Origin of the sequence: Proteus sp. fly-1013 (assembly GCF_040140245.1) — a bacterium.
Classification (GTDB): Bacteria; Pseudomonadota; Gammaproteobacteria; order Enterobacterales; family Enterobacteriaceae; genus Proteus; species Proteus mirabilis_B.
On the sequence record NZ_JBEEWD010000001.1, the window covers coordinates 254591 to 278942 of the forward strand.

General features: G+C 39.0%; 18 protein-coding genes. 10 read left to right on the forward strand and 8 right to left on the reverse strand.

Features of this window, described 5'->3' with window-relative positions:
• Window positions 1–218: 218 nt before the first annotated feature.
• The 4 genes from aat to trxB all read right to left on the reverse strand — a co-directional run bounded on the left by aat (window position 219) and on the right by trxB (window position 5536).
• A complete protein-coding gene (aat, locus tag ABN236_RS01165) occupies window positions 219–911 on the reverse strand; it encodes a leucyl/phenylalanyl-tRNA--protein transferase (RefSeq protein ID WP_349473186.1) in 693 nt (230 codons plus the stop codon).
• Window position 912: 1 nt separating this feature from the next.
• Window positions 913–2664, reverse strand: coding sequence for a heme ABC transporter ATP-binding protein/permease CydC (cydC, locus tag ABN236_RS01170; protein WP_311755159.1), 1752 nt, complete (start codon window positions 2662–2664; stop codon window positions 913–915).
• A gap of 2 nt (window positions 2665–2666) precedes the next feature.
• Window positions 2667–4436 (reverse strand): heme ABC transporter permease/ATP-binding protein CydD, encoded by a 1770-nt coding sequence (gene cydD, locus ABN236_RS01175; RefSeq protein ID WP_349473187.1) that lies wholly within the window; start codon window positions 4434–4436, stop codon window positions 2667–2669.
• Window positions 4437–4576: 140 nt separating this feature from the next.
• On the reverse strand, window positions 4577–5536 hold the full coding sequence (gene trxB / locus ABN236_RS01180; protein WP_349473188.1) for a thioredoxin-disulfide reductase: 960 nt from the start codon (window positions 5534–5536) through the stop codon (window positions 4577–4579).
• Between the two features lie 543 nt (window positions 5537–6079).
• On the opposite strand from trxB, the gene lrp reads away from it, so the two are divergent.
• From lrp to allD, 9 genes are all read left to right on the forward strand, one after another.
• Window positions 6080–6574, forward strand: coding sequence for a leucine-responsive transcriptional regulator Lrp (gene lrp, locus ABN236_RS01185; protein ID WP_004244566.1), 495 nt, complete (start codon window positions 6080–6082; stop codon window positions 6572–6574).
• A gap of 132 nt (window positions 6575–6706) precedes the next feature.
• Window positions 6707–10447, forward strand: a complete 3741-nt coding sequence (locus ABN236_RS01190; protein WP_349473189.1) for a DNA translocase FtsK 4TM domain-containing protein — start codon at window positions 6707–6709, stop codon at window positions 10445–10447.
• Window positions 10448–10560: 113 nt separating this feature from the next.
• Window positions 10561–11169 (forward strand): outer membrane lipoprotein periplasmic chaperone LolA, encoded by a 609-nt coding sequence (gene lolA / locus ABN236_RS01195; protein ID WP_088493306.1) that lies wholly within the window; start codon window positions 10561–10563, stop codon window positions 11167–11169.
• Between the two features lie 7 nt (window positions 11170–11176).
• A complete protein-coding gene (locus ABN236_RS01200) occupies window positions 11177–12526 on the forward strand; it encodes a replication-associated recombination protein A (RefSeq protein WP_349473190.1) in 1350 nt (449 codons plus the stop codon).
• A gap of 118 nt (window positions 12527–12644) precedes the next feature.
• Window positions 12645–13934, forward strand: coding sequence for a serine--tRNA ligase (serS, locus tag ABN236_RS01205; RefSeq protein ID WP_088493304.1), 1290 nt, complete (start codon window positions 12645–12647; stop codon window positions 13932–13934).
• Between the two features lie 304 nt (window positions 13935–14238).
• On the forward strand, window positions 14239–15225 hold the full coding sequence (locus ABN236_RS01210; RefSeq protein WP_349473191.1) for a methionine ABC transporter ATP-binding protein: 987 nt from the start codon (window positions 14239–14241) through the stop codon (window positions 15223–15225).
• 1 nt (window position 15226) lies between these two features.
• Entirely contained in the window at window positions 15227–15913 is a 687-nt protein-coding gene (locus ABN236_RS01215) for a methionine ABC transporter permease (protein WP_349473192.1), read from the forward strand.
• 49 nt (window positions 15914–15962) lie between these two features.
• Window positions 15963–16787 carry a MetQ/NlpA family ABC transporter substrate-binding protein gene (locus tag ABN236_RS01220; protein WP_088493302.1) on the forward strand — a complete coding sequence of 275 codons (825 nt, stop codon included), beginning with the start codon at window positions 15963–15965 and terminating at the stop codon, window positions 16785–16787.
• A gap of 257 nt (window positions 16788–17044) precedes the next feature.
• The gene (gene allD / locus ABN236_RS01225) at window positions 17045–18094 is read left to right on the forward strand and encodes an ureidoglycolate dehydrogenase (protein ID WP_088493301.1); all 1050 of its coding nucleotides are present in this window, start codon (window positions 17045–17047) and stop codon (window positions 18092–18094) included.
• Between the two features lie 86 nt (window positions 18095–18180).
• On the opposite strand, the gene ABN236_RS01230 is transcribed toward allD, so the two are convergent.
• Complete coding sequence (locus ABN236_RS01230) at window positions 18181–19077, reverse strand: BPSS1780 family membrane protein (protein ID WP_349473193.1); 897 nt, start codon at window positions 19075–19077, stop codon at window positions 18181–18183.
• 241 nt (window positions 19078–19318) lie between these two features.
• Here ABN236_RS01230 and ABN236_RS01235 point away from each other — a divergent pair, with 241 nt between their 5' ends.
• Window positions 19319–20158: an HNH endonuclease gene (locus tag ABN236_RS01235; protein WP_349473194.1), complete on the forward strand. Its 840-nt coding sequence runs from the start codon at window positions 19319–19321 to the stop codon at window positions 20156–20158.
• Between the two features lie 70 nt (window positions 20159–20228).
• On the opposite strand, the gene pflA is transcribed toward ABN236_RS01235, so the two are convergent.
• The 3 genes from pflA to focA all read right to left on the reverse strand — a co-directional run bounded on the left by pflA (window position 20229) and on the right by focA (window position 24269).
• Window positions 20229–20969, reverse strand: a complete 741-nt coding sequence (pflA, locus tag ABN236_RS01240) for a pyruvate formate lyase 1-activating protein (protein ID WP_023581312.1) — start codon at window positions 20967–20969, stop codon at window positions 20229–20231.
• 108 nt (window positions 20970–21077) lie between these two features.
• On the reverse strand, window positions 21078–23360 hold the full coding sequence (gene pflB, locus ABN236_RS01245; RefSeq protein ID WP_088493299.1) for a formate C-acetyltransferase: 2283 nt from the start codon (window positions 23358–23360) through the stop codon (window positions 21078–21080).
• A 54-nt stretch (window positions 23361–23414) separates the two neighbouring features.
• The gene (focA, locus tag ABN236_RS01250; protein ID WP_075673549.1) at window positions 23415–24269 is read right to left on the reverse strand and encodes a formate transporter FocA; all 855 of its coding nucleotides are present in this window, start codon (window positions 24267–24269) and stop codon (window positions 23415–23417) included.
• Window positions 24270–24352: the final 83 nt, after the last annotated feature.

The following is a 24352-nucleotide window of genomic DNA, read 5'->3' on the forward strand; positions in this document are numbered from 1 at the left end:
TCCTTACCGCAACTTGCGTTTTACTTTGCTAAAGTAAAAGTAATAACAGAAGTCGTAATTCTTTATTTTGTGGTATTTATAGCAATAAAATAACAGCACCCCAACCACATAATGGGTGTGTAAGATAAAATTTTTGTATAAACCTTTTTGCATAAATAACAGAATATCATTCTTAATTCTGTCTTAAATAAGAAGGGCTTTACAAAAACAAGCAGTGATTATAATTCCAACGATTGCTGATACCAACACTTTTTATCAATAATCACTTTTTTCCAACGAGATAACGCAACTAAATAATGTTCACGTGAGATCTCAGAGGCACCTAACGAGGCAGTATGAGAGTTTAGCACCTGACAATCAAATAGTTGACCCCCATAACGAAGAAAATGGTTATAAAAAGCAATAAAGGCACATTTAGAAGCGTTATCTCTGCGACTAAACATCGATTCACCACAAAAAACTGCACCGATATTGACTCCGTATAAGCCACCTACGAGTTCATCGCCTTCCCAGACCTCAACAGAATGAGCTTCACCTTGTTGATGGAGAGCTTCATAACCTGCTTTTATATCAGGACCTATCCATGTTCCTTCTTCACGTACAGAACACGCTTCAATTACTGAAGCAAAGGCATGATTGAGTGTGATTTTATAAGGCTGGTGGCGAATAAATTTACGCAAACTACGCCCAATATGCAAATCACCAGCGGGTAAAACGGCTCTTGGATCGGGTGACCACCATAGTGGTTTTTCATTAGGGAAGTACCAAGGAAAAATACCCGATTGATACGCAACACGTAATCGCGAAAGGGAGATTTCTCCCCCTATCGCTAATAAGCCGTTGGGCTCTTTTAAAGCTAAATGAGTCTCAGGAAAATCCAAATCACAATCATCTAATTGAAACAACGGCATATTATGCCTCGTGAGTTGGTGTTAATAGAGCCTGTCTTTGATGAAATTTAGCATAATGCCCCTGTTGTTGTAACAACGAAGCATGAGTGCCTGTTTCAACGATTTTTCCGCCATCCATAACGCAGATTTTATCCATTTTATCTAAACCGTGAAGTCTGTGAGTTATCATTAATACAGCTTTACCTTGGCAATGCTGATGCAAGAGTGCAAGGATCTGCTGTTCTGTATCGGCGTCAAGGCCTTCTGTTGGCTCATCAAGCAATACAAGAGGTGCATTGTGGAGTAGGGCTCTTGCAAGTCCTAAACGTCGCTGCTCGCCACCAGAGAGCTGTCTACCACCATCGCCCATCCATGCATTTAAGCCTTCATCATTTTCAAGTAGTTGCCCAAGGCCAACCTGCTGAAGAACATGTTTTAATTCTTCATCTGTTGCCTGTTCTTTTGCCATCAATAGATTTTCTCTTAATGTGTGGCTAAAGACATGAACACGTTGAGGGACAACGGACATCATTGAACGTAATGTTGCTTCATCATAATCAGCAATAGGTAAATTATTTAAGCGGATAGTGCCGTGAGTCGGATCAAAAGCGCGATTAATCAACTGCAATAGTGTCGATTTACCACAACCCGTTTTTCCTAGTAAGGCAATGTGTTGTCCTGCTTCAATCGTTAAATCTACGTGATTGATGACTTGCATTGGTTGGGTTGGATAAGTAAAGCAAATATTGTGCATTGTAAGCGTGGCACTATTGTTTGTTTCGCCCCCTTTTTCAGGAAAAGTGACATCAGGTTTTTGCTCAATTAAATGAGAAATACGTGTTGCTGATGTCATTACTTGTCCTAAATGCTGGAAAGCGACAGTAACAGGGGCTAAAGCCTCAAAGGCTGCCAATGCACAAAATGTAAATAAGGCAATTAACGCTTCAGGCATAAAGCTATTGTCGATACCGCCAGCAGCTAACCACAAAATTAATGTTGCTGTTAGCCCAGATGCAAGGATCATCAATGATTGCGATAAACCAGTTAAATTTGCCTGTTGTGCTTGTCTGTGTAGCCATTTAGCTTCAAGTTGCGCTAAATTTTGTCTAAAGCGAGGTAATGCGCCAAAAACAGTTAGCTCAGCTTGTCCTTGTAACATGCTAGTTAACACGGTGCGATATTGACCTCGTAAATCAGTAAGATCACGGCCAATAGGTTTACCTGCATAATAGAATACGAAAGGTAAAACAATCAGCAAGGTAAGCATAATGCCACCTAGCGTATTGGCTAAACGAGCATCAATTAAACCAAGGCCAAACATAATTGCCATAATGACAACAAAAGCGGCAATGATAGGAGAGATAACGCGAATATAGAGGTGATCTAGCGTTTCAACATCAGCAACTAAGCGGTTAAGCAACTCACCTTGACGAAAACGTGCAATTCCACCCGGTGAAAGAGGGAGGATCTTTTTAAAGGTGAATACACGTAAGTGCGACAACACGCGAAACGTAGCGTCATGACTGACAAGCCTTTCAAAATAACGACCTGCGGTACGAAAAATTGCTGCACCTCGAACACCGGCTGCGGGTAGCATATAGTTAAAGCTATAAATACCAGCAAAACCTGCAAGAGATGTACCCGCTAAAAACCAGCCTGATAGTGTTAAAAGACCAATACTCGCCAGTAAAGTCAGAATAGCAAGAATAATCCCCAGCAATAACATAAACCAGTGACGGCGATAGAGCGCAAGAAAAGGAAGCAATACTCTCATGATTAAAGTTCCTCTTTACGATGAGCAAGAAGGCGAGCAAAAGTGCCGTTCTGTTGGCTTAACGATGCATAAGTGCCTGTTTCAATAATTTGACCTTTTTCCATTACCCAAATTTGGTCATAACCCAAAGTCTCTTCGAGTAGATGAGTAATAAGCAAGGTCGTTTGATTTAATGAGGCGTTATTAAGCGCATGCATCACACGTTGTTCGCTATGAGAATCAAGGCTTGCTGCGGGTTCATCTAATAACAAAAATTGACAAGGTGATAATAAAGCTCGAGCAACAGCAACACGTTGAGCCTGACCAACAGAAAGGCGTGCGGCACTATCGCCAATAATCGTATCTAAGCCGTCAGGTAATTCATTAATAAAATCGCTGACATAGGCTTTTTCAATAGCAAGATTGATTTGTTCATCGCTAGCATTAGGATTGCTTAAGCGAATATTATCTAGCAAGCTTTGTTCGGGTAAATTAGGATTTTGACCAACCCAGCTTAAACATTGACGCCATGCTTCAGGTGAGAGCTGTGTTAATTCAATACCATTAACTTTTAATGAGCCACGATAAGGTAAAAAACCGAGTAGCGCATTTAATAACGAGCTTTTGCCAGCACCACTTTGACCCACAATCGCAATCCGCTGATTGGGGTTAATGGTAAAGTTTAATGGTCCTGCTAGTTTGACACCTTGATGAGATAGAATTTCTAGCTCATGAGCTGTTATCTCAATACTCTCCGTTGTATTGATACGCTCATTGCCTGTGAATTGCGGTTTTTCACCTTCAGCTTCTAAAAATTCAACCAGAGATTCAGCCGCACCAATCGCTTGTGCTTTTGCATGATAGTAAGTTCCTAAATCACGCAACGGTTGGAAAAATTCAGGGGCTAAGATCAATGCTAAAAAGCCTGAGAAAAGAGTGACGCCTAAACCATAACTACCAAAATTAAGTTCGCCTAAGTAAGAAAAACCAAAGTAAACAGCCACAACAGCGATAGAAACAGCAGTAAAGAATTCCAATACGCCTGATGAAAGGAATGCCATTCTTAGCACTTCCATTGTCCGTTTGCGGAAATCTTCTGTTGCTTCAGTAATCTGTTTAACTTCTGCATTACCACGGTTAAATAACCGTAATGTATCTAATCCTCTTAATCTATCGAGGAAGTTACCACTTAAACGACCTAATGCGAGGAAGTTTCTACGGTTAGCATCTGCTGCACCTAATCCAACTAATGCCATAAATAGCGGGATCAGTGGAGCCGTGAAAAATAGGATCAAGCCAGCAGCCCAGTTAACAGGAAAGATGGTGATAAGGATAAGAATAGGCACAATAGTGGAAAGATACATTTGCGGAATATAACGCGCATAGTAATCTTGCATATCTTCTATTTGTTCTAGAATAATTGTTGCCCAACTTCCTGCGGGTTTGCCTTTAACCCAAACAGGGCCTAGCTCTTCAAGTCTATCAAGAACAATTTTACGAATTTGTTGCCTGACCGCCATACCACAGCGATAACCTACACGCTCTCGTATTGCCATCACCACAGCGCGTAAGATAAAAATACCAATAAGGGTGAGAAAGGTAGGTATATGCGTATCACGACTTAGACTGTCCATGATAAATGCTTGAAGTAAAACAGCTAATAACCATGCTTGCGCGATAATTAATAGACCGCTTACAACACCTAGGATCATTGATAGCCGCAGCCATCGACGGGCTGGAGCACTTTGCTGTTTCAGCCATCGAACCAATTCACTTTGTTTTGTTTTATCCATAAGAAAAGATTCAAATCTGCAGGTGAGATACAAAGTATCAGAAAGGCCAAGGGTAAGTAGTTATACGCTTTGGCAACCAGACTGTATGTTACATGGTAAAAGGCGCTACTGAAATAGCGCCTTGAAAGGAAGTGATGATTTTAGTTGGATTTTAGTGCGTCTAAGTAACGTTCTGCATCTAAAGCAGCCATACAACCTGTGCCAGCGGAGGTAATTGCTTGACGATAAATGTGATCCATTACGTCACCAGCTGCAAAAACACCCTCGATAGAGGTTTGTGTTGCATTACCTTGAGTACCTGATTGTACTTTGATGTAACCGTTGTCTAATTCTAATTGACCATCAAAAATAGCGGTATTAGGGCTATGTCCAATCGCAATAAAGACGCCCATAACATCTAATTCTTCGGTTTTATCACTCTTAGTGTCTTTTAAGCGAACTTTCGTTACACCCATATCGTCGCCAAGAACTTCGTCTAAGGTACGATCAGTATGCAAAATAATATTGCCACTGTTTACTTTATCCATTAAACGGTTAATTAAGATCTTTTCAGAACGGAAAGAATCACGACGGTGGATCAAATGAACTTCAGATGCAATATTAGCTAAATAAAGAGCTTCTTCTACCGCGGTATTTCCGCCACCGACAACAGCGACTTTTTGGTTACGATAGAAAAATCCGTCACAGGTTGCACAAGCAGAAACGCCTCGGCCTTTAAAAGATTCTTCTGAAGGTAAACCGATATAGCGTGCAGAAGCACCTGTTGCGATAATTAATGCGTCACAAGTATATTCTTGTTCATCACCAAATAGGCGGAATGGGCGGTTTTTCAGATCGACTTTATTAATATGGTCAGGGATAATCTCTGTATTAAATTTTTCAGCGTGCTGAAACATGCGGTCCATTAAGCCAGGACCTGTTAGCCCCTCAGGGTCTCCGGGCCAGTTTTCGACTTCTGTTGTTGTTGTCAGCTGACCGCCTTTTTCAACACCCGTAATCAGTACTGGTTCTAAGTTTGCTCTTGCAGCATAAACGGCAGCGGTATAACCCGCAGGACCTGAACCTAAAATAATAAGTTTGCTATGTTTGATGGTGCTCATGTATACCTCATCTCTGATTAGGCGTGATGCGAATTGAGGGATTGTAGGAGAAATAAGACGTTAAAAAAAGCCAATGACGAGAAATAGACATAATATTTTAGCTATTTTAGCAATAGTTAATACTAATATAGTTTAATAATTATAGAGTTATATTGGGCTAACATCATCGAATTAACCTGAAACATTTTGCTTTACAATTGATGTTTATCTTGCGTATATAGAGAATAACATAGCGCCTTGTTCTGATTTTTACTCATTTGCTTTGACAATCCGCTGTACATTTGCGAAAACATGATTGTTAAAGATAATTATCCTCGGATGTTATACGTAATATTTTTAGACAGACAGGGTATAGGATAGTTACTTTACGATATTTGCTAATGAGTATTTGGATAAAATAGAACTTTTATCTGGCATTAAAAGAAAATAGATTGGTAGTTTGCTCTGACCGTTTGATACCGAAGTTTCGACAGTGATGCTGATGGTGTACAGGTATGGGTATAGGAAAATAAAGTAAGAGAAAAAGAGAAAGAGAGTATAGAGATGATTGATAATAAAAAACGTCCGGGTAAAGATCTTGATAGAATAGACCGGAATATTCTAAATGAGCTTCAAAAAGATGGTCGTATTTCAAACGTTGAGCTATCTAAACGTGTAGGTTTATCACCAACGCCTTGTTTAGAGCGTGTACGTCGTTTAGAGCGCCAAGGATTTATTTCTGGTTATACAGCACTGTTAAACCCACATTACTTAGATGCATCATTATTAGTATTTGTGGAAATCACACTAAACCGTGGTGCACCAGATGTTTTTGAACAATTCAATATGGCTGTTCAGAAACTTGAAGAAATCCAAGAATGTCATTTAGTTTCTGGTGATTTTGACTATCTGTTGAAAACTCGTGTACCTGATATGTCCGCTTACCGTAAATTACTAGGTGAAACACTGTTACGTCTTCCAGGTGTTAATGACACACGTACATACGTGGTTATGGAAGAAGTTAAACAAAGCAACCGCCTTGTAATTAAAACTCGCTAAGCCAACTTAATAGGTTGGTGCAAAGCAGGAAAAAGTTAGGTACACTCCTGTTTATGCATACAGTTTCAACGCTGGGATATCTCAGCGTTGTTCCGTTTTAATTCACCCTAAGTTAAACCTGGAGAGCCCTCTTTGAGCCAGGAATATACAGAAGATAAAAATATTCGTTTAACAAAGATAAGCAACCGTCGCCGTATTTGGGAGGCTATTCTCATCCTTATCGGTATTGGTGCTGTCTTTTTAATGGTTTCATTACTTAGCTTTCATCCCTCTGATCCTAGCTGGTCACAAACCACTTGGAATGAGCCTATCCAGAATTTAGGCGGCAGTATCGGAGCATGGTTAGCTGATATTCTATTTTCTGCATTTGGTTTACTTGCCTATGCAATTCCTGTCGTTGTGGTTTTTGGGTGCTGGAATTCTCTACGCTACCAACAAAACCGTGAATATACCGACTTCTTTTCCCTTGCACTTCGCACGATTGGTGCCTTGGCTCTGATCTTTACCTCTTGTGCATTAGCTGATCTTAATTTTGATGATATCTATAATTTCAGCTCTGGTGGTGTTATTGGAAGCTTGTTTAGCAAAGCTCTATTGCCGTGGTTTAATGTTTTAGGTGCTACTCTTGCCCTGTTATCTGTTTGGGCAATTGGCTTTACTCTGTTTACTGGTTGGTCTTGGTTAACAATCACAGAAAAAATTGGTGCCGTTATTTTGGGAGGTGTTGGTTTTATTACCAACAGAGGCCAAAATGAAGCTGATTACGAAGATGAAGAAGAGGAAGATGACACTCAAGATGTTGTTACAGAAATAGCTGAAAATTCAAATCAAAAAGAAAATCAGCAATCTGAATTAGCAACAGAAGAGAGTGATGATATTCTATTTTCTGCGCCTTCAGCACTTGAACTTGCTCGTCAGCAAGAGCAAGAGATAGACACGTTGCAATCTAAAGCAGAACAAGAAGATGATTTGCCGTCTTTCTCTGCAACAAATGACATAACAGATGAACATGCGCAAACATTGTCACAAACAGCTCCTCTTGTGTCAGCACCAGTTTCGCAACCAACTCATACAGAAGAACCAGAACATTATCGTTTTGATATTCCAGAAGCATTCTTGAAAAAAGAAGCTCAATCAGAAGCCAATGCTTCTCAATGTTCTACTGATCCCTCAATACCAGAAGAGAGTACACCTTCTGTAATGCCATATGTTGAAAATGAACCTATGGCACAGCCATCGTCCTTATCAACATCAACATCAACAGATAGTTTTATGCCTGCTGGTAGAGCGGAACCTACATTCTCGCTAGCACCTGATACAGACTCTTTAACGCAAGCAGCTACGGTGGCAGCAGGAGTGGCAACGAGTGCTCTTGTTAGTCATGGCTCTCAAGTTAAACAAGGATTAGGTCCTGAATTACCGCGCCCAAATCCAGTGCGATTACCAACACGTCGTGAGCTTTATGGTATTCATATTCCTTCACAACGCGAAGCTGAATTACGTCGTCGTGAAGAAGCTGTTCAATCTGAACCTGAAGATGAGTTAGCTGATATTCAAGAACAAGCGAATTTTGAACAAGAGTTGCGCCAGCAATTTCTCGAACAGCAACGTGAACGTTATGGTGAGAACGATAGTACTGATCCTGAAGATATTATTGAGCCTCATCAGCCAAGTATCACAACACCAATATCTTCATTTAGTCATCAACAAGATGATTATCGTGATGAGCCAACAGTTACCGCGAATACATTCTCTTCTACAGAAGAAAATAACAACGATATTGATGAAGATGAGCAATATCAGCAACAGTTGGCAGCACAATTTAAGCAACAATTGCAGGATCGTTATGGTGATGATGTTTCGTTAGATGATGACGAAGATGAGGTTTTACCTCAACTGTCAACACCTGCTCCTTCATTGCAAGCAACAACGGGTTATCAACCTCATATTCAACATTCGTTTGCCTCACAATCAGCACAACCGACACAAACTATTGAGAAAAAAGTTGAATACCCAGCCAGCAATGCATTCCTACAAATTTCACCTCGTGATGAAGAAGAGGAAGAGTACAGCCCTAAAATTGAGCTAGAAAGAGAGCTCACTGCATTAGAGGCATTCTCGCCAATTGATGATCTATTGGATGAAGATCCGATAGAGCCAGTATTTACACCGATTGTTTCTGAACCTGTTACACCACAAGTTGCACCTCAATCACGTATTGAGCCACAGCCTAATATGGCGCAGCATTTTGCACAGCAACAGCAACAGCAACAGCAACAGCAACAGCAACAGCAACAGCAACAGCAACAGCAACAGCAACAGCAACAGCAGCAATCTTTAATTCATCCATTGTTGATGCGTAATGATAGGCCGTTGCAAAAGCCAACAACACCAATGCCTTCTCTGGATTTACTAACAACACCCCCAGTAGAAGATGAGCCTGTTGATATGTTTGAGCTTGAACGTATTGGTACACTTATTGAAGCGCGTCTTAATGATTATCGTGTTAAAGCCAAGGTTGTTGGTATTTCACCGGGGCCTGTTATCACTCGTTTTGAACTTGAACTTGCTCCGGGTGTAAAAGCTGCACGTATATCAAATTTATCTCGCGACTTAGCACGTTCATTGTCTGCTATTGCGGTACGTATTGTTGAAGTTATTCCAGGAAAACCTTATGTAGGACTGGAATTACCTAACAAAAAACGCCAAACCGTATATATGCGTGAGTTACTTGATAGTGATGCATTCCGAGATAGCCGTTCTCCACTAACCGTTGTTTTAGGTAAAGATATCGGCGGTCAGCCAGTTGTTGCCAATCTAGCTAAAATGCCTCACTTACTTGTTGCTGGTACAACAGGTTCAGGTAAATCTGTCGGTGTGAATGCGATGATTATCAGCATTCTCTATAAAGCGAAACCAGAAGATGTTCGCTTTATTATGATTGACCCTAAAATGCTTGAGCTTTCGGTTTATGAAGGTATTCCACATCTTCTAACAGAAGTTGTTACCGATATGAAAGATGCCGCAAGCGCTCTGCGCTGGAGCGTGGCTGAAATGGAACGCCGTTATAAACTAATGTCAGCATTAGGTGTGCGTAATCTTGCCGGTTATAACGAAAAAATTAAAGAAGCTGAAGCAATGGCACGTCCTATTCCTGATCCTTTCTGGAAGCCAAGCGACAGTATGGCAACAGAAATACCGACGTTAGGAAAAGAACCTTATATTGTTGTTGTCGTTGATGAATTTGCTGATTTGATGATGACGGCGGGTAAAAAAGTTGAAGAGCTGATTGCTCGCTTAGCGCAAAAAGCACGTGCTGCGGGTATTCACCTTGTGCTTGCGACACAAAGACCTTCTGTTGATATTATTACAGGCTTAATTAAAGCCAATATTCCGAGCCGTATCGCATTTACTGTATCGAGTAAAATCGACTCTCGAACTATTTTAGACCAAGGTGGTGCAGAGTCATTACTAGGTATGGGTGATATGCTTTATGCACCGAATGGTTTTGTGCCTGAACGTGTTCACGGTGCTTTTGTTAGTGATGATGAAGTCCATGCCGTGGCAACTGACTGGAAAGCTCGAGGTCGTCCTCAATATATTGAAGCCATCACAAAATGTGGCGAAGAAGGTGAAGGTAATAGTGGCGGTGGATATGATGATGGTGAAGAGCTTGATCCGTTATTTGACCAAGCCGTAGAATTTGTGGTTGAAAAACAGCGAGTTTCTATTTCTGGTGTGCAACGCCAATTTAGAATTGGTTATAACCGCGCGGCAAGAATTGTGGAACAGATGGAAATGCAAGGTATTGTGAGTTCGCCAAACCACAACAATACACGTGATGTACTTTCACCACCACCTTCAGATATGTAATATCTTGAAAACACAGTTATCAGCTAATGAGATAGCATGATAATCTGCATAACATCATCAATAATTTACACGCCGACATTATGTCGGCGTTATCTCATGCCGAGGCTTGTAGAATGAAAAAAGTATTATTTGCAGTGTGTGCGATGACATTAATAAGTAGCCAAGCCGCTTGGGCTGATGCACGTCAGGATTTGCAACAACGATTAAATAAAGTAAATAGTTTTCAAGCGAACTTTAGTCAAACCGTGACCAGCAATGAAGGCTCACTTATCCAAAAAGGGGAAGGAAGTTTAAAAGTACAACGCCCTGATTTGTTTAATTGGCAAATGACAGCACCGGATGAGAGTACACTTATCTCTGATGGCAAAACATTGTGGTTTTACAATCCTTTTGTCGAGCAAGTCACTGCAACTTGGCTTGAGCGTTCTACAACCAATACGCCTTTTATGCTGATCGCCCGTAATGACAGCAAAGAGTGGCAAAATTATGATGTAAAACAGTCTGGTGATCGTTTTGAGTTAACACCTAAAGTAGAAAATAACTTAAAACATTTCACAATAACTGTATTACCTAACGGACAAATTCAGCAATTTGCCGCCACAGAACAAGACGGTCAAGTAAGCAATTATCAATTGACTGCACAGACTGCTGCGCCAATCGATGCATCCGCGTTTCGTTTTACACCTCCTGCGGGTGTGACTGTGGACGACCAACGTCAGTGAGGATATTTTGAGTAATTTATCACTCGATTTTTCACGCAATGAGTTCCAACCTTTAGCCGCAAGAATGCGACCTGAAACGTTGGAACAATATATCGGACAAACGCATTTACTTGCTGAAGGTAAGCCATTACCTCGAGCAATTAAAGCAGGTCAATTGCATTCCATGATCTTATGGGGACCTCCTGGTACGGGTAAAACTACCCTTGCCGAGATCATTGGTCGCTATGCGCAAGCCGATATAGAACGCTTATCTGCGGTGACTTCGGGTATTAAAGAAATCAGAGAATCTATTGAAATTGCGCGCCAAAATCGCAATGCAGGACGTAGAACGATCCTGTTTGTTGATGAAGTTCACCGCTTTAATAAGAGTCAACAAGATGCATTTTTGCCTCATATTGAAGATGGTACGATCACTTTTATTGGTGCAACAACCGAAAATCCCTCTTTTGAATTAAATTCCGCGTTGCTATCCAGAGCAAGAGTTTATCTATTACGTTCGTTAACTGAAGCTGATATTGAGCAAGTGCTACAACAAGCACTAGACGATCCAGAACGAGGTTTAGGCGGACGCAATATTATCCTGCCAGATGATACGCGCAAAATGATTGCACAACTGGTTAATGGTGATGCCCGTCGTTCACTAAATTTGCTTGAAATGATGTCGGATATTGCCGAGGTTGATAATCAAGGAAAACGAGTATTAACGCCGGCATTACTGACAGAAATCAGTGGTGAGCGTAGTGCTCGTTTTGATAATAAAGGTGATCGTTTTTACGATCTTATCTCTGCATTACATAAGTCAGTAAGGGGATCTGCACCTGATGCCGCTCTTTATTGGTATGCACGGATCATAACAGCAGGCGGTGATCCGCTTTATGTGGCTCGTCGTTTATTGGCGATTGCGTCAGAAGATGTGGGGAATGCCGATCCTCGCGCCATGCAAGTGGCAATTGCTGCGTGGGATTGCTTTACTCGTGTTGGTCCCGCAGAAGGTGAGCGCGCTATTGCTCAAGCAATTGTGTATCTGGCTTGCGCACCAAAAAGTAATGCTGTTTATACCGCATTTAAAGCAGCTATTGCTGATGCCAAAAGTAAGCCTGATTATGATGTGCCTGAGCATTTGCGTAATGCACCAACAAAATTAATGAAAGAAATGGGACTGGGTGCTGAATATCGTTATGCTCATGATGAGCCTAATGCTTATGCAGCTGGAGAGGTCTATTTCCCTAAAGAAATGGCAAATACGCAGTACTATTACCCAGTAAAAAGAGGGTTAGAGATCAAGGTTGCAGAGAAATTAGACTGGCTTTCTCAACAAGATCAAAATAGTGTTACAAAACGCTATCGCAAAATGTAAAGATGCGGTAAGGTTATTAAATTATCATTAATTTCTTAACTATGCCTTGTCTCAGATATCTTTTTTATAAGATAGGAGAGAAGGTTTTTATTAATCTATCAATAAGCACAGGATAAGCATGCTCGATCCAAATCTACTGCGTAATGAGCTAGACGCGGTCGCCGAAAAACTGGCTCGCAGGGGGTTCACCCTCGATGTGGAAAAAATCCGTCAACAAGAAGAACGCCGTAAGGTGTTACAAGTTGAAACTGAATCCCTGCAAGCAGAACGTAATTCTCGATCGAAGTCCATTGGTGCGGCAAAAGCGCGTGGTGAAGATATTGAGCCACTTCGTCAAGAAGTTAACCTGTTAGGTGAAAAACTTGAAGCTGCAAAAGCCGAACTTGAAGTGCTTCAAGCGGAAATTCGTGATTACGTTTTAACGATCCCTAACATGCCAGATGATGCTGTTCCAAATGGCAAAGATGACAGTGAAAACGTTGAAGTTTCTCGTTGGGGAACACCAAAGACTTATGATTTTGAATTAAAAGATCATGTGACTTTAGGTGAACTAACAGATGGTTTAGATTTTGCTTCTGCGGTGAAAATCACTGGTTCACGTTTTGTTGTGATGAAAGGTCAAGTTGCACGTTTACATCGTGCTATCACACAATTTATGCTGAATTTGCATACAGAAGAGCACGGCTACCAAGAAATGTATGTTCCTTACTTGGTCAACCACGCAACTCTGTACGGTACAGGTCAGTTACCTAAATTTAGTGAAGACTTATTCCACACTAAACCGTTAGAAGAAGAAGCAGAAAGCCAATACGCGCTTATTCCAACAGCAGAAGTGCCTGTGACAAATATGGTAAGAGACGTTATTCTTGAAGAAGACGACTTACCATTGAAAATGACGGCTCATACGCCATGTTTCCGTTCAGAAGCAGGCTCTTATGGTCGTGATACTCGTGGCCTTATTCGTATGCACCAATTTGATAAAGTTGAGCTGGTTCAAATTGCTCATCCTGAAAAATCAATGGAAGCATTAGAAGAGCTAACGGGTCATGCTGAAAAAGTACTGCAATTACTGAATCTGCCATATCGCAAAGTTGTGCTTTGCACCGGTGATATCGGTTTTGGTTCACGCAAAACTTATGACTTAGAAGTTTGGGTTCCGGCTCAAAATACTTACCGTGAAATTTCTTCATGCTCAAATATGTGGGATTTCCAAGCACGTCGTATGCAAGCACGCTTCCGTTCTAAAGGTGACAAGAAAATTCAACTTGTTCATACCTTAAATGGCTCTGGTTTAGCAGTAGGTCGTACTTTAGTTGCAATTATGGAAAACTATCAAATGGCTGATGGTCGTATTGAAATTCCAGAAGTGTTACGTCCATACATGAACGGTTTAGAATATATCGGTTAATTATTCTCTAATTAATTGAGTATTAATAATTTAACCCTCTGTTTAGGCAGGGGGTTTTTTATTATCCGCAATAAATATATATCACCATTAATTTATCTTATATTGGCGATTAAATTCATAAAATAAATTATTTTCAAAGTAAAGATTCAATAATAGAAGCAATAGAAATAATTTAATTCTAAGGTATGTCATTTTTGTTTATCGCATTTTCATTCCTTGCTTGACAATTCCTCTCATTAACATTAATTTGGGTTTCTAGATGTTTAGCCGTCTAGATTTCCATTTAATAAGTGAGTTGATTAAAATGATAACACTAAAAAATGTCAGCAAAATTTACCAGCGAGGGAAAAAGCAAACTGTTGCTGTTGATGATATTAATTTGAATATTGAGCAGGGAGATATCTTTGGCATCATTGGTTATAGTGGTGCTGGGAAAAGTAGCTTAATTCGTTTATTGAATCGCTTAGAGCCTGTAACAAAAGGGGAAGTGATTGTTGGTAAATACAATATTACCACTAGCAGTGAACGTGAGATCCGTAAAATCCGTCACTCAATTGGTATGATCTTTCAACATTTCAATTTACTGTGGTCACGCACTGTTAGAGAGAATATTGAATTTCCGCTCGAAATTTCAGGGTTAGATAAGAAACAACGTTTTCAACGTGCGGGCGAATTAATGGAGTTAGTTGGGCTTGCTGATAAAGCCGATGAATATCCATCAACATTAAGTGGTGGACAAAAACAACGTGTTGGTATTGCTAGGGCATTAGCAAATAATCCTGATGTTTTATTATGTGATGAAGCAACATCTGCATTAGATCCGAAAACAACACAAACAATTTTAGCTCTGCTCGCTGAAATTAATAAAAAAATGAATATTACGATTGTATTGATCACACATGAAATGCAAGTTGTAAAAGCAATATGTAATAAAGTAGCGGTTATCGAGCAAGGAAAAATAATTGAACAAGGTGAAGTAGTAAAAATCTTTAACCAGCCAAAACATAAAGTGACACAACAGTTTTTATCACAATCAATACATGTAACAGATAACAGTGATGATATTGATAATATAAAACAGCAAAGTACAGTAATAAAACTGTTACTGCAAGAGGGTAAAAAATATGACTGTTTACTTTATGATTTAATTTCTAATTTTAATGAACCTATTAATTTAATAAAAGGTAGTTTTTCGAAAGAGAGTGGGTTTATTTATTTACAGTTAAATAATAAATCGGATGAAATCATCCAATATCTTGAGAATAATAAATTTGATATAGCGGTCGTGTGATATGGATGAAATACAAAGTTGGATTAATAGTTATTTACCTCATTTAAAACTCAATGTATTAGGTGAAGAAACATTAAATACATTATATATGACACTTGTTTCTGGTGCATTATCTTGCTTATTAGGGATCTTAATTGGTGTTGCATTATTTCTAACGGAAAAAGAGGGATATAAAGAGCAGGTTTCTATATATAGAATACTCTCATTTATTGTAAATATTTTTAGAGCGGTTCCTTTTATTATTTTAATTATCTTATTGTTTCCATTTACTAAATTAATTGTGGGAACCATATTAGGTGTTAATGCAGCACTACCTGCATTAGTGATTTCAGCTGCTGCTTTTTATGCTAGGTTGGTTGAATTAGCATTACGTGAAGTTGATAAAGGTGTAATAGAAGCAAGCCTCTCAATGGGCGCTAATTTACCAACACTAATATTTAAGGTGTTATTACCTGAATCTTCGCCAGCTCTTGTTTCTGGTTTAACGGTAACATTGATTTCTTTAGTGGGTGGAACAGCTGTTGCCGGCGCAATAGGTGCGGGAGGATTAGGTAATTTGGCTTATTTAGAAGGGTTTCAGCGCAACCATCTTGATGTAGTTTGGATTGCAACATTAGTGATTTTATTTATTGTGTTATGTATTCAGTTATTGGGAGATAGTGTTGTAAGAAATATAGATAAACGCTAATTAAAAAATATTTCAATTAAAAATCAAATTTAAAAATAAGGTTATAACAATGAAATTAACAGTATTTAAAAAGCTGGGATCACTGCTACTTATTAGCCTCGCACTCTCTGCTTGTAAACCATCAGATGAAAAATCAGAAAATAAATTAATTATCGGTGCATCAAGTACACCTCACGCGGAAATTCTGGAATTTATTAAACCACAATTAGCAAAAGAAGGATTAGAGTTAGATATTCGAATTTTTAATGATTATATTATTCCTAATCAGGCATTAGCGGAAAAAGAATTAGATGCAAACTTCTTTCAACATGTCCCTTATTTAAATAAAACACTTGCCGATCATCCTGATTGGAAATTAGTATCAGCAGGTGCAGTACATATGCACCCATATCGTTTTTTTTCACAGAAATATAAAAGCTTACAAGATTTACCTAATGGTGCAAAAATGATAAGCAGTAATAATCTAGCTCAACATGGACATATATTAAAACTTTTCCAAGATGAAGGTATAATTAAATTACGAGATGGTATTGATCCTGACGACTCTACAATTGATGATATTGTTGAGAATCCTCGTAACATTAAGTTTTTATTTACCTATGATGGCCCATTATTGCCACAAATTTATAAAAATGGAGAAGCGGATGTCGCTTCTATTGATGGACACTTTGCCATTAATGCAGGGCTCGATTTAACCAAAGAAGTCATTTATACAGAGCCTGCTGCTAACAGTAAGTTTGCCAATGTGATTGTCATAAGAGAGGAAGATAAAAATGATCCACGCATTGCTAAATTAATGGCACAGTTAAAAGCACCTGAAACCAAAAAGTTTATTTTGGATAATTTTAAAGGTGAAGCTGTTCCTGTTCCATAATCAATCTATTTTTAAATTAATGTGTAAAAGAGTGGTGTAAGAAATTATGCCACTTTTTTGTTTATTATAAGGGGGATTATAAAAAGGTTTTTAATAAAGAAATGACTATTTAACAAAAATATAACGCAATCCGTCATTGGTTAAACCGATCACGGCAGATCCTATTTATGCTGTTAAATTAGACCTATCGCTCGAATTTACCTCAGTTATTTTATGACGTTTCTATTTAATTAGAACCCTACAAAAGAGCATATTCTATGATAGTTTCTAAACAGCAGTTACATCAATTAATAAAAAACAAATTACATCATGCAGGATTGAGTGAGTCTCATGCAGATACGGTGGCTGATGTCTTAGTCCATGCTGATGCTAAAGGTATTCATTCTCATGGTGCTGTGCGTGTAGAGTATTATGCAGAACGGATCAGTAAAGGCGGTACAAATACAGCTCCTGATTTTACTTATACAGAAACGGGACCTTGTAGCGCTGTATTTGATGGTGATAATGGTGCTGGGCATGTTGCAGCGAAAGACGCAATGGAACGCGCAATTAAAATGGCACAAGAGAAAGGGGTTGCTGTTGTTGGTGTAAGACGAATTGGTCATAGTGGCGCATTGTCCTACTTTGTTGAACAAGCATCACAAGCGGGTATGATAGGTATTTCGCTGTGTCAATCTGATCCAATGGTTGTTCCTTTTGGCGGCTCCGAAGTTTATTACGGCACTAATCCTATCGCTTTTTCGGCTCCCGGAGTAGGCGATAAACATATTACATTTGATATGGCAACAACCGTACAAGCATGGGGCAAAGTGTTAGATGCGCGTTCACGCCATGTCGATATTCCCGATACTTGGGCTGTCGATGAAAGTGGTAAACCTACAACCGATCCCTTTGCAGTAAAAGGTTTATTGCCTATTGCAGGACCTAAAGGCTATGGCTTGATGATGATGGTTGATGTGTTGTCTGGTATTTTACTTGGGCTTCCTTTTGGAAAGCATGTCAGTTCAATGTATCACGATTTAACACAAGGGCGAGAATTAGGCCAATTACATATTGTTATCAATCCTGCTTTCTTTACTGATGCCACTCTATTTAGAGAACATATCTCACAGGTTATGGGTGAATTAAATGCAATTAAACCAGCTCCTGATGTAGAGAAAGTGCTTTATCCTGGTGAGAATAGCCAAATAGAAGAACAGAGAAGCGAGAAAGAAGGCATTGAAATTGTTGATGAAATTTATAACTATTTGATCTCTGACGCGCTTTATAATAAATCTTATGATAATAAAAATCCGTTTGCGGGTTAATGATAATAGCTATTTATTCTAGACAATAAAAAGCAGTAGAATTTACGCTCTACTGCTTTTTTATTTAAGCAAGTTAATGCTAAGAATTAACTAACTAATTTACCAATATTAGATTCAGCGGTTTTATTTAGAGAAATTGTTCCATTTCCGCCACTTCCGCCAATTCCACCGTTATTTCCTTGATTTCCTACATTATGGTGATAAAAAACGTCACGATAAGAGCCATACATCGCAGTGTAAGAAAGAGGAATGGTAATTAATAACCCTAAGCCAAATGGAATAACACTAATCGCGATAATAAAGAACAGCAAAATAAAGAAGAAGAAACCGCCCGCTAAATTTATTTTTACTGCTGCAAGGCTTGCTTTAACTGCAGGGAATGCTTTATAACCATTAACTAATACAAGTGCAGGAACAAACCAATAGGCTGCAGTACTTAGCGCACCAAAAATAGCGATAATAATAAAAAATAATGTAAATCCAGATGAGTTATCCACCATCATTTCAGCAATGATTTCTTCAGGATAATCGCTATTGATAGCATAAAAAATATCCATCATAGCGGCACTGCTGACTAAAATAGCCAGAATAATACCAGCTAGTAAAATGAGAAAACTAATACCGTAAGCACCCATCAAACTAAGATAGCGTTTATTATAGAAACCAACAAATAAGGTATCAACATCAATACGTTGGGTTTCATACTGCTGATGAGCAATAGCCACGACACCTGCAGCTAATACAGTAGTAACAAAAGGTGAAATGATTGGACCCAATAGCGGAATAAATCCAAGAATGGTTGATATAATAAGACTAACGATAAAGTAGATAATAATAACGCCTATCCACATCCAAAAACGTTCTTTTATTAAATCCCATCCCAGTCCTAACCAGCGAACACCGCCTGAGGCGCCTCGCGCTTGAGGAATAGGCGTAAATACCTCTTGTGGCTCTGTTAGCGATGAATTGTTGTCTTGTTCCATTTCCTGTACCTTAATCCCGATATTTTTGTTTATAAATATAAGCGCTCTATAATATCTTTTTGTTTTGTTATTAATCAACTGTATTAAAGCTAATATAGGTTAAGGATAATCTTATAGTAAAAAAGCAATATTATTCAGTTATAGCAATAGGAGTATTAGATAGCTTATTTGCAGCCTTTTCTTTGATAAGAGGGGATGTGTCTTAAGTAAAATGAATGCACGATAATAAATAGGAATAAAAATGAAATATTATTATGCATTACATGGTGATAAAAATAAGAAGGATTTTGATTACAAAAGTGGTTATGGATTATCAGGTGCTCGAGTAGATGACCTTTATAATATTGAAAAAGGAGATAAAGTTTTTATTATTCAAAGAATAAAAACTAATGAAAATTATAAATTATGCGGATTATTTGAGGTTATTGGTCACTATATAGATGAAAAAAACACCAAATCACCTAATAGGTTAAAATTTAGAGCACCTGATGATGAACATTTAAATAAATTTATTGAGTTAGATGAGGATGTTTTAAGTAAAAGCTTACCTAAGCTAGATACTCCTTATAATTGGAATAATTTTAAACGTCATTTTTGTAAACAAGGACAATCATTAAAAAAACCTCTTTCAGAGAAAGTATCTAGGGTTTTACTTGACGTTTTAAAGAATAACTTAAATACAGAGATTCAAAGCACAGAGATTCAAAGTAAAGATCGGACTTTAGAAAAACTCAATGAAGAATTTGAAGATGCGGTTAAGCAATCAAGAGGATCTTCAAAAGAAGCTCGCCAGGAAAGATTAAAAAAAGCGCCTGCTAGGCTTGAATATATTTCGAGAGAAGTATTGGTTTATCCACGTAATCCAGATGTTGTTGCAGAAGTTTTAGAGAGAGCAAACGGGATTTGTGAATGTTGTAAAAAACCTGCGCCATTTAAACGAAAAAAAAAGCAGAATAAAGATAAATTAGAAGGTTATCTTGAAGTACATCATAAAATATTCTTATCACAAGGAGGGAATGATACCGTTGAAAATGCTGAAGCTCTTTGTCCAAATTGCCATCGAGAAAAACATTATGGCTAATAAGTAAACATTAAACAAAAAAGCAGCGCTTAAAACCGCTGCTTCTTAAATTAATATTAAGTAGAATAACTTAATAGATAACTTTATGGCCGTAAGATTCAAGAATTGATTTTACATTTTCCATCGTCTCTTTTGACGGTGGATGAATACCATCTAGTTTGTATTCTTCTCCTAAAGCTACCCATTTATGTTTGCCGAGTTCGTGGTAAGGAAGAAGTTCTACTTTTTCGATATTTTTCATATCTTTAATAAATTCGCCTAAACGATGAGCTGAATCATCATCATCAGACCAACCCGGTACAACAACATAACGAACCCATGTTTTTTGGCCTCGTTTTGCTAAATAACGTGCGAATTCAAGTGTACGCTGGTTTGATACACCAACCAGTTTCTGGTGGATCTCATCATTGACTTGTTTTAGGTCGAGCATCACTAAGTCAGTGGCATCCATTAATTCATCAATAACGGGATCATAACGACGAACAAAGCCGTTAGTATCTAAACAGGTATGGATATTTTCTTTCTGGCAAGCACGGAACCAATCACGTACAAACTCTGCTTGCAAAATTGCTTCGCCGCCTGAAGCAGTAACACCGCCGCCAGAAGCATTCATAAAATGACGATAGGTAACCGCCTCTTTCATTAGTTCATCAACTGTGACGATTTGCCCACCATGAGTATCCCATGTGTCACGATTGTGACAATAGAGGCATCTCATTAGGCATCCTTGAAAGAAAACAATGAAACGTATTCCGGGACCGTCAACAGTACCGCAGGATTCAAATGAGTGGATACGACCAAGTACGGACATAACAGGGTTACTCCAAAACTGTCTAATAAAAAGGCCCCAAAGTAGGGGCCTTTATTCTAAGCGATTTTATCTACTTTCTCAGTAAATAAATGCATATAGTTATCTTTATTACATTGTTTGTGTAAATGTACGGGTGATAACGTCTTGCTGTTGCTCTTTAGTCAGTGAGTTAAAGCGAACTGCATAACCAGAAACACGGATAGTTAACTGAGGATATTTCTCAGGATCTTCCATTGCTTCTAACAGCATTTCACGGTTCATCACGTTGACGTTCAGGTGTTGACCACCTTCGATGCCAGCTTCGTGGTGGAAGTAACCATCCATCAGACCAGCAAGGTTCGCTTTACGAACATCATCATCTTTACCTAATGCATTAGGTACGATTGAGAAGGTGTAAGAAATACCATCTTTCGCATAAGCAAATGGCAGTTTCGCAACAGAAGTCAGAGAAGCTACCGCACCTTTTTGGTCACGACCGTGCATTGGGTTAGCACCTGGTCCGAATGGTGCGCCTGCACGACGACCGTCTGGAGTGTTACCTGTTTTCTTACCGTAAACAACGTTTGAAGTAATAGTCAGGATTGACTGTGTAGGTACCGCATTACGGTATGTACGCAGTTTCTGAATTTTCTTCATGAAACGTTCAACTAAGTCACAAGCGATGTCATCTACACGAGAATCGTTGTTACCGAATTGTGGGTATTCGCCATCAATTTTGAAGTCAACCGCTAAGCCGTTTTCATCACGGATTGGAGAAACTTTTGCATATTTGATTGCAGACAGTGAGTCAGCAGCAACAGACAGACCTGCGATACCACATGCCATTGTACGATATACATCACGGTCATGAAGTGCCATCAGAGCTGCTTCATAGCTGTATTTATCGTGCATGTAGTGGATAACGTTCAGCGCAGTGACGTACTGAGTTGCTAACCAATCCATAAAGTGATCCATTTGGTTCATCACGGTATCGAAGTTTAATACTTCGTCCATGATTGGCGCATGTTTTGGACCTACTTGGATTTTCAGTTTTTCATCAACACCACCATTGATGGTATACAGTAAGGTTTTCGCTAAGTTTGCACGAGCACCGAAGAACTGCATTTGTTTACCAACAACCATTGGGCTAACACAACATGCGATTGCATAGTCATCGCTGTCGAAGTCAGGACGCATTAAGTCATCATTTTCGTACTGGATTGAAGAAGTATCGATTGAGACTTTCGCTGCGTATTTTTTAAAGTTGATAGGCAGTTGTTCTGACCACAGGATGGTCATATTTGGTTCTGGTGATGGACCCATTGTGTACAGGGTATTTAAGAAACGGAAAGTATTCTTAGTTACCAGAGTACGACCATCTAAACCCATACCTGCTAAAGATTCTGTTGCCCAGATTGGGTCACCAGAGAACAGCTCATCATATTCAGGAGTACGTAAGAAACGAACCATACGTAATTTCATGACTAAGTGGTCAATTAATTCCTGAGCTTGTTCTTCTGTCAGTAAACCTGCATCAATATCACGTTGGATGTAGATATCTAAGAAAGTAGATACACGACCAAATGACATTGCAGCACCGTTTTGAGATTTAACAGCGGCTAAGTAACCGAAGTAAGTCCATTGTACTGCTTCTTTAGCGTTTTGAGCTGGACGAGAAATATCGTAACCGTATTTCGCAGCCATTTCTTGGATTTGACCTAAAGCAGCGTGCTGCTCTGCGATTTCTTCACGCAGTTGGATAGTCATTTCCAGATCTTCGCCTTTTTCCATTCTTTCTTGTAAAGAGGTGAATTGGGCAAATTTATCTTTACGCAGGAACTCAATACCGTACAGTGCAACACGACGGTAGTCACCGATGATACGGCCACGACCATATGCATCTGGTAAACCTGTTAAGATACCAGATTTACGGCATTTCATGATGTCTGGAGTATAAACATCGAAAACGCCTTGGTTGTGAGTTTTACGGTAATCAGTAAAGATTTTTTTCAGTTCTGGATCCAGCTCACGGTTGTAAGCTTGGCAAGAACTTTCAACCATACGGATACCACCGAATGGGATGATCGCACGTTTCAGAGGTGCATCAGTCTGTAAACCTACGATTTGTTCTAAATCTTTAGTGATGTAACCCGCATCGTGAGATGTGATAGTTGAAGCAACAGAAGTATCAAAATCAACCGGCGCATGCGTGCGGTTTTCGATTTTGATGCCTTCCATAACTTGTTCCCAAAGTGTATCAGTTGCTTTAGTGGAACCTGCTAGGAAAGATTCGTCGCCTTCATATGGAGTATAGTTTTTTTGAATAAAGTCACGAACGTTAACACCGTTCTGCCATTCACCTTCAGAAAAACCTTTCCATGCTTCAGCAAATTTTTCATTTAAATCAGACATGATACTTCTACCTTTTTACAATGGAACTTAAGAAATCAGTCATACCTGCACGGATTAATGTTTGTCACCGCGCAGATGCATTAACCAGTATACCAGACCGACTAGGACTGCCCCGCCAATAATGTTACCGATAGTGACAGGTAATAAATTATTAGAGAGAAAATTTGATACAGTTAAATTTGAAAATTGTTCGGATGATGCACCTACTTTAGTCCAGAATTCTGCTGGTGCAAAATTCTTAATAACAATACCTAAAGGAATAAGGAACATGTTAGCGATACTGTGCTCAAAACCACTAGCAACGAACATACCGATAGGTAAAATCAGTGCAAAAAGCTTGTCAATCAGTGTACGACCTGCATAGCTCATCCATACTGCAAGACAAACCATTAAGTTAGCTAGAATACCTAAACAAACAGCTTCAATAAACGTGTGCTCTAGTTTATGTTGTGCAGTTTGTAAAACATTCAGCCCCCAAAGCCCATTTGCAGCCATATGTTGACCAGCAAACCACATTAAGGCGACAAAAAAGAGTGCGCCAACAAAGTTACCAAGATAGACATTTATCCAGTTAGCAAACATTTTGCCCCAAGATATACGTCCGGTTGCTTTAGGTATAATAGTAAGAACAGTTGAGGTGAATAAGTCCGCGCCACAAACGACAACGAGCATTAACCCCAGAGAGAAGCAGATCCCACCGACTAATTTAGCCAGCCCAAAAGGAACAGATGCGGTACCTGTAGTAGCAGTAATATAAAAAACAAAAGCAATGGATATAAACATTCCCGCAGTAAATGCAGATAAGTAAGTCATTGGGATCTGTTTATTTGCTTTATAACAACATGCGTCATCGGCAACTTTTGCCATATCAGCAGGTGATAATAAATTAAAAGGGCTGTCAGCTTTCATACTAACACTCTCTTATATGTTGGAATAATTATAGCACGCAATAATAGTAGCAAAGGGGCTTACTTCTAAAATTGATATGGATC

Excerpts from the sequence above, each read along its gene's own strand:
- ABN236_RS01210 (WP_349473191.1), top strand. The coding sequence starts at position 14,239 with ATGATAACACTAAAAAATGTCAGCAAAATTTACCAGCGAGGGAAAAAG.
- serS (WP_088493304.1), top strand. The coding sequence starts at position 12,645 with ATGCTCGATCCAAATCTACTGCGTAATGAGCTAGACGCGGTCGCCGAA.
- ABN236_RS01235 (WP_349473194.1), top strand. The coding sequence starts at position 19,319 with ATGAAATATTATTATGCATTACATGGTGATAAAAATAAGAAGGATTTT.
- cydD (WP_349473187.1), bottom strand. The coding sequence starts at position 4,436 with ATGGATAAAACAAAACAAAGTGAATTGGTTCGATGGCTGAAACAGCAA.
- trxB (WP_349473188.1), bottom strand. The coding sequence starts at position 5,536 with ATGAGCACCATCAAACATAGCAAACTTATTATTTTAGGTTCAGGTCCT.
- pflB (WP_088493299.1), bottom strand. The coding sequence starts at position 23,360 with ATGTCTGATTTAAATGAAAAATTTGCTGAAGCATGGAAAGGTTTTTCT.
- ABN236_RS01230 (WP_349473193.1), bottom strand. The coding sequence starts at position 19,077 with ATGGAACAAGACAACAATTCATCGCTAACAGAGCCACAAGAGGTATTT.
- ABN236_RS01215 (WP_349473192.1), top strand. The coding sequence starts at position 15,227 with ATGGATGAAATACAAAGTTGGATTAATAGTTATTTACCTCATTTAAAA.
- allD (WP_088493301.1), top strand. The coding sequence starts at position 17,045 with ATGATAGTTTCTAAACAGCAGTTACATCAATTAATAAAAAACAAATTA.
- ABN236_RS01220 (WP_088493302.1), top strand. The coding sequence starts at position 15,963 with ATGAAATTAACAGTATTTAAAAAGCTGGGATCACTGCTACTTATTAGC.
- cydC (WP_311755159.1), bottom strand. The coding sequence starts at position 2,664 with ATGAGAGTATTGCTTCCTTTTCTTGCGCTCTATCGCCGTCACTGGTTT.
- lrp (WP_004244566.1), top strand. The coding sequence starts at position 6,080 with ATGATTGATAATAAAAAACGTCCGGGTAAAGATCTTGATAGAATAGAC.
- focA (WP_075673549.1), bottom strand. The coding sequence starts at position 24,269 with ATGAAAGCTGACAGCCCTTTTAATTTATTATCACCTGCTGATATGGCA.
- aat (WP_349473186.1), bottom strand. The coding sequence starts at position 911 with ATGCCGTTGTTTCAATTAGATGATTGTGATTTGGATTTTCCTGAGACT.
- lolA (WP_088493306.1), top strand. The coding sequence starts at position 10,561 with ATGAAAAAAGTATTATTTGCAGTGTGTGCGATGACATTAATAAGTAGC.
- pflA (WP_023581312.1), bottom strand. The coding sequence starts at position 20,969 with ATGTCCGTACTTGGTCGTATCCACTCATTTGAATCCTGCGGTACTGTT.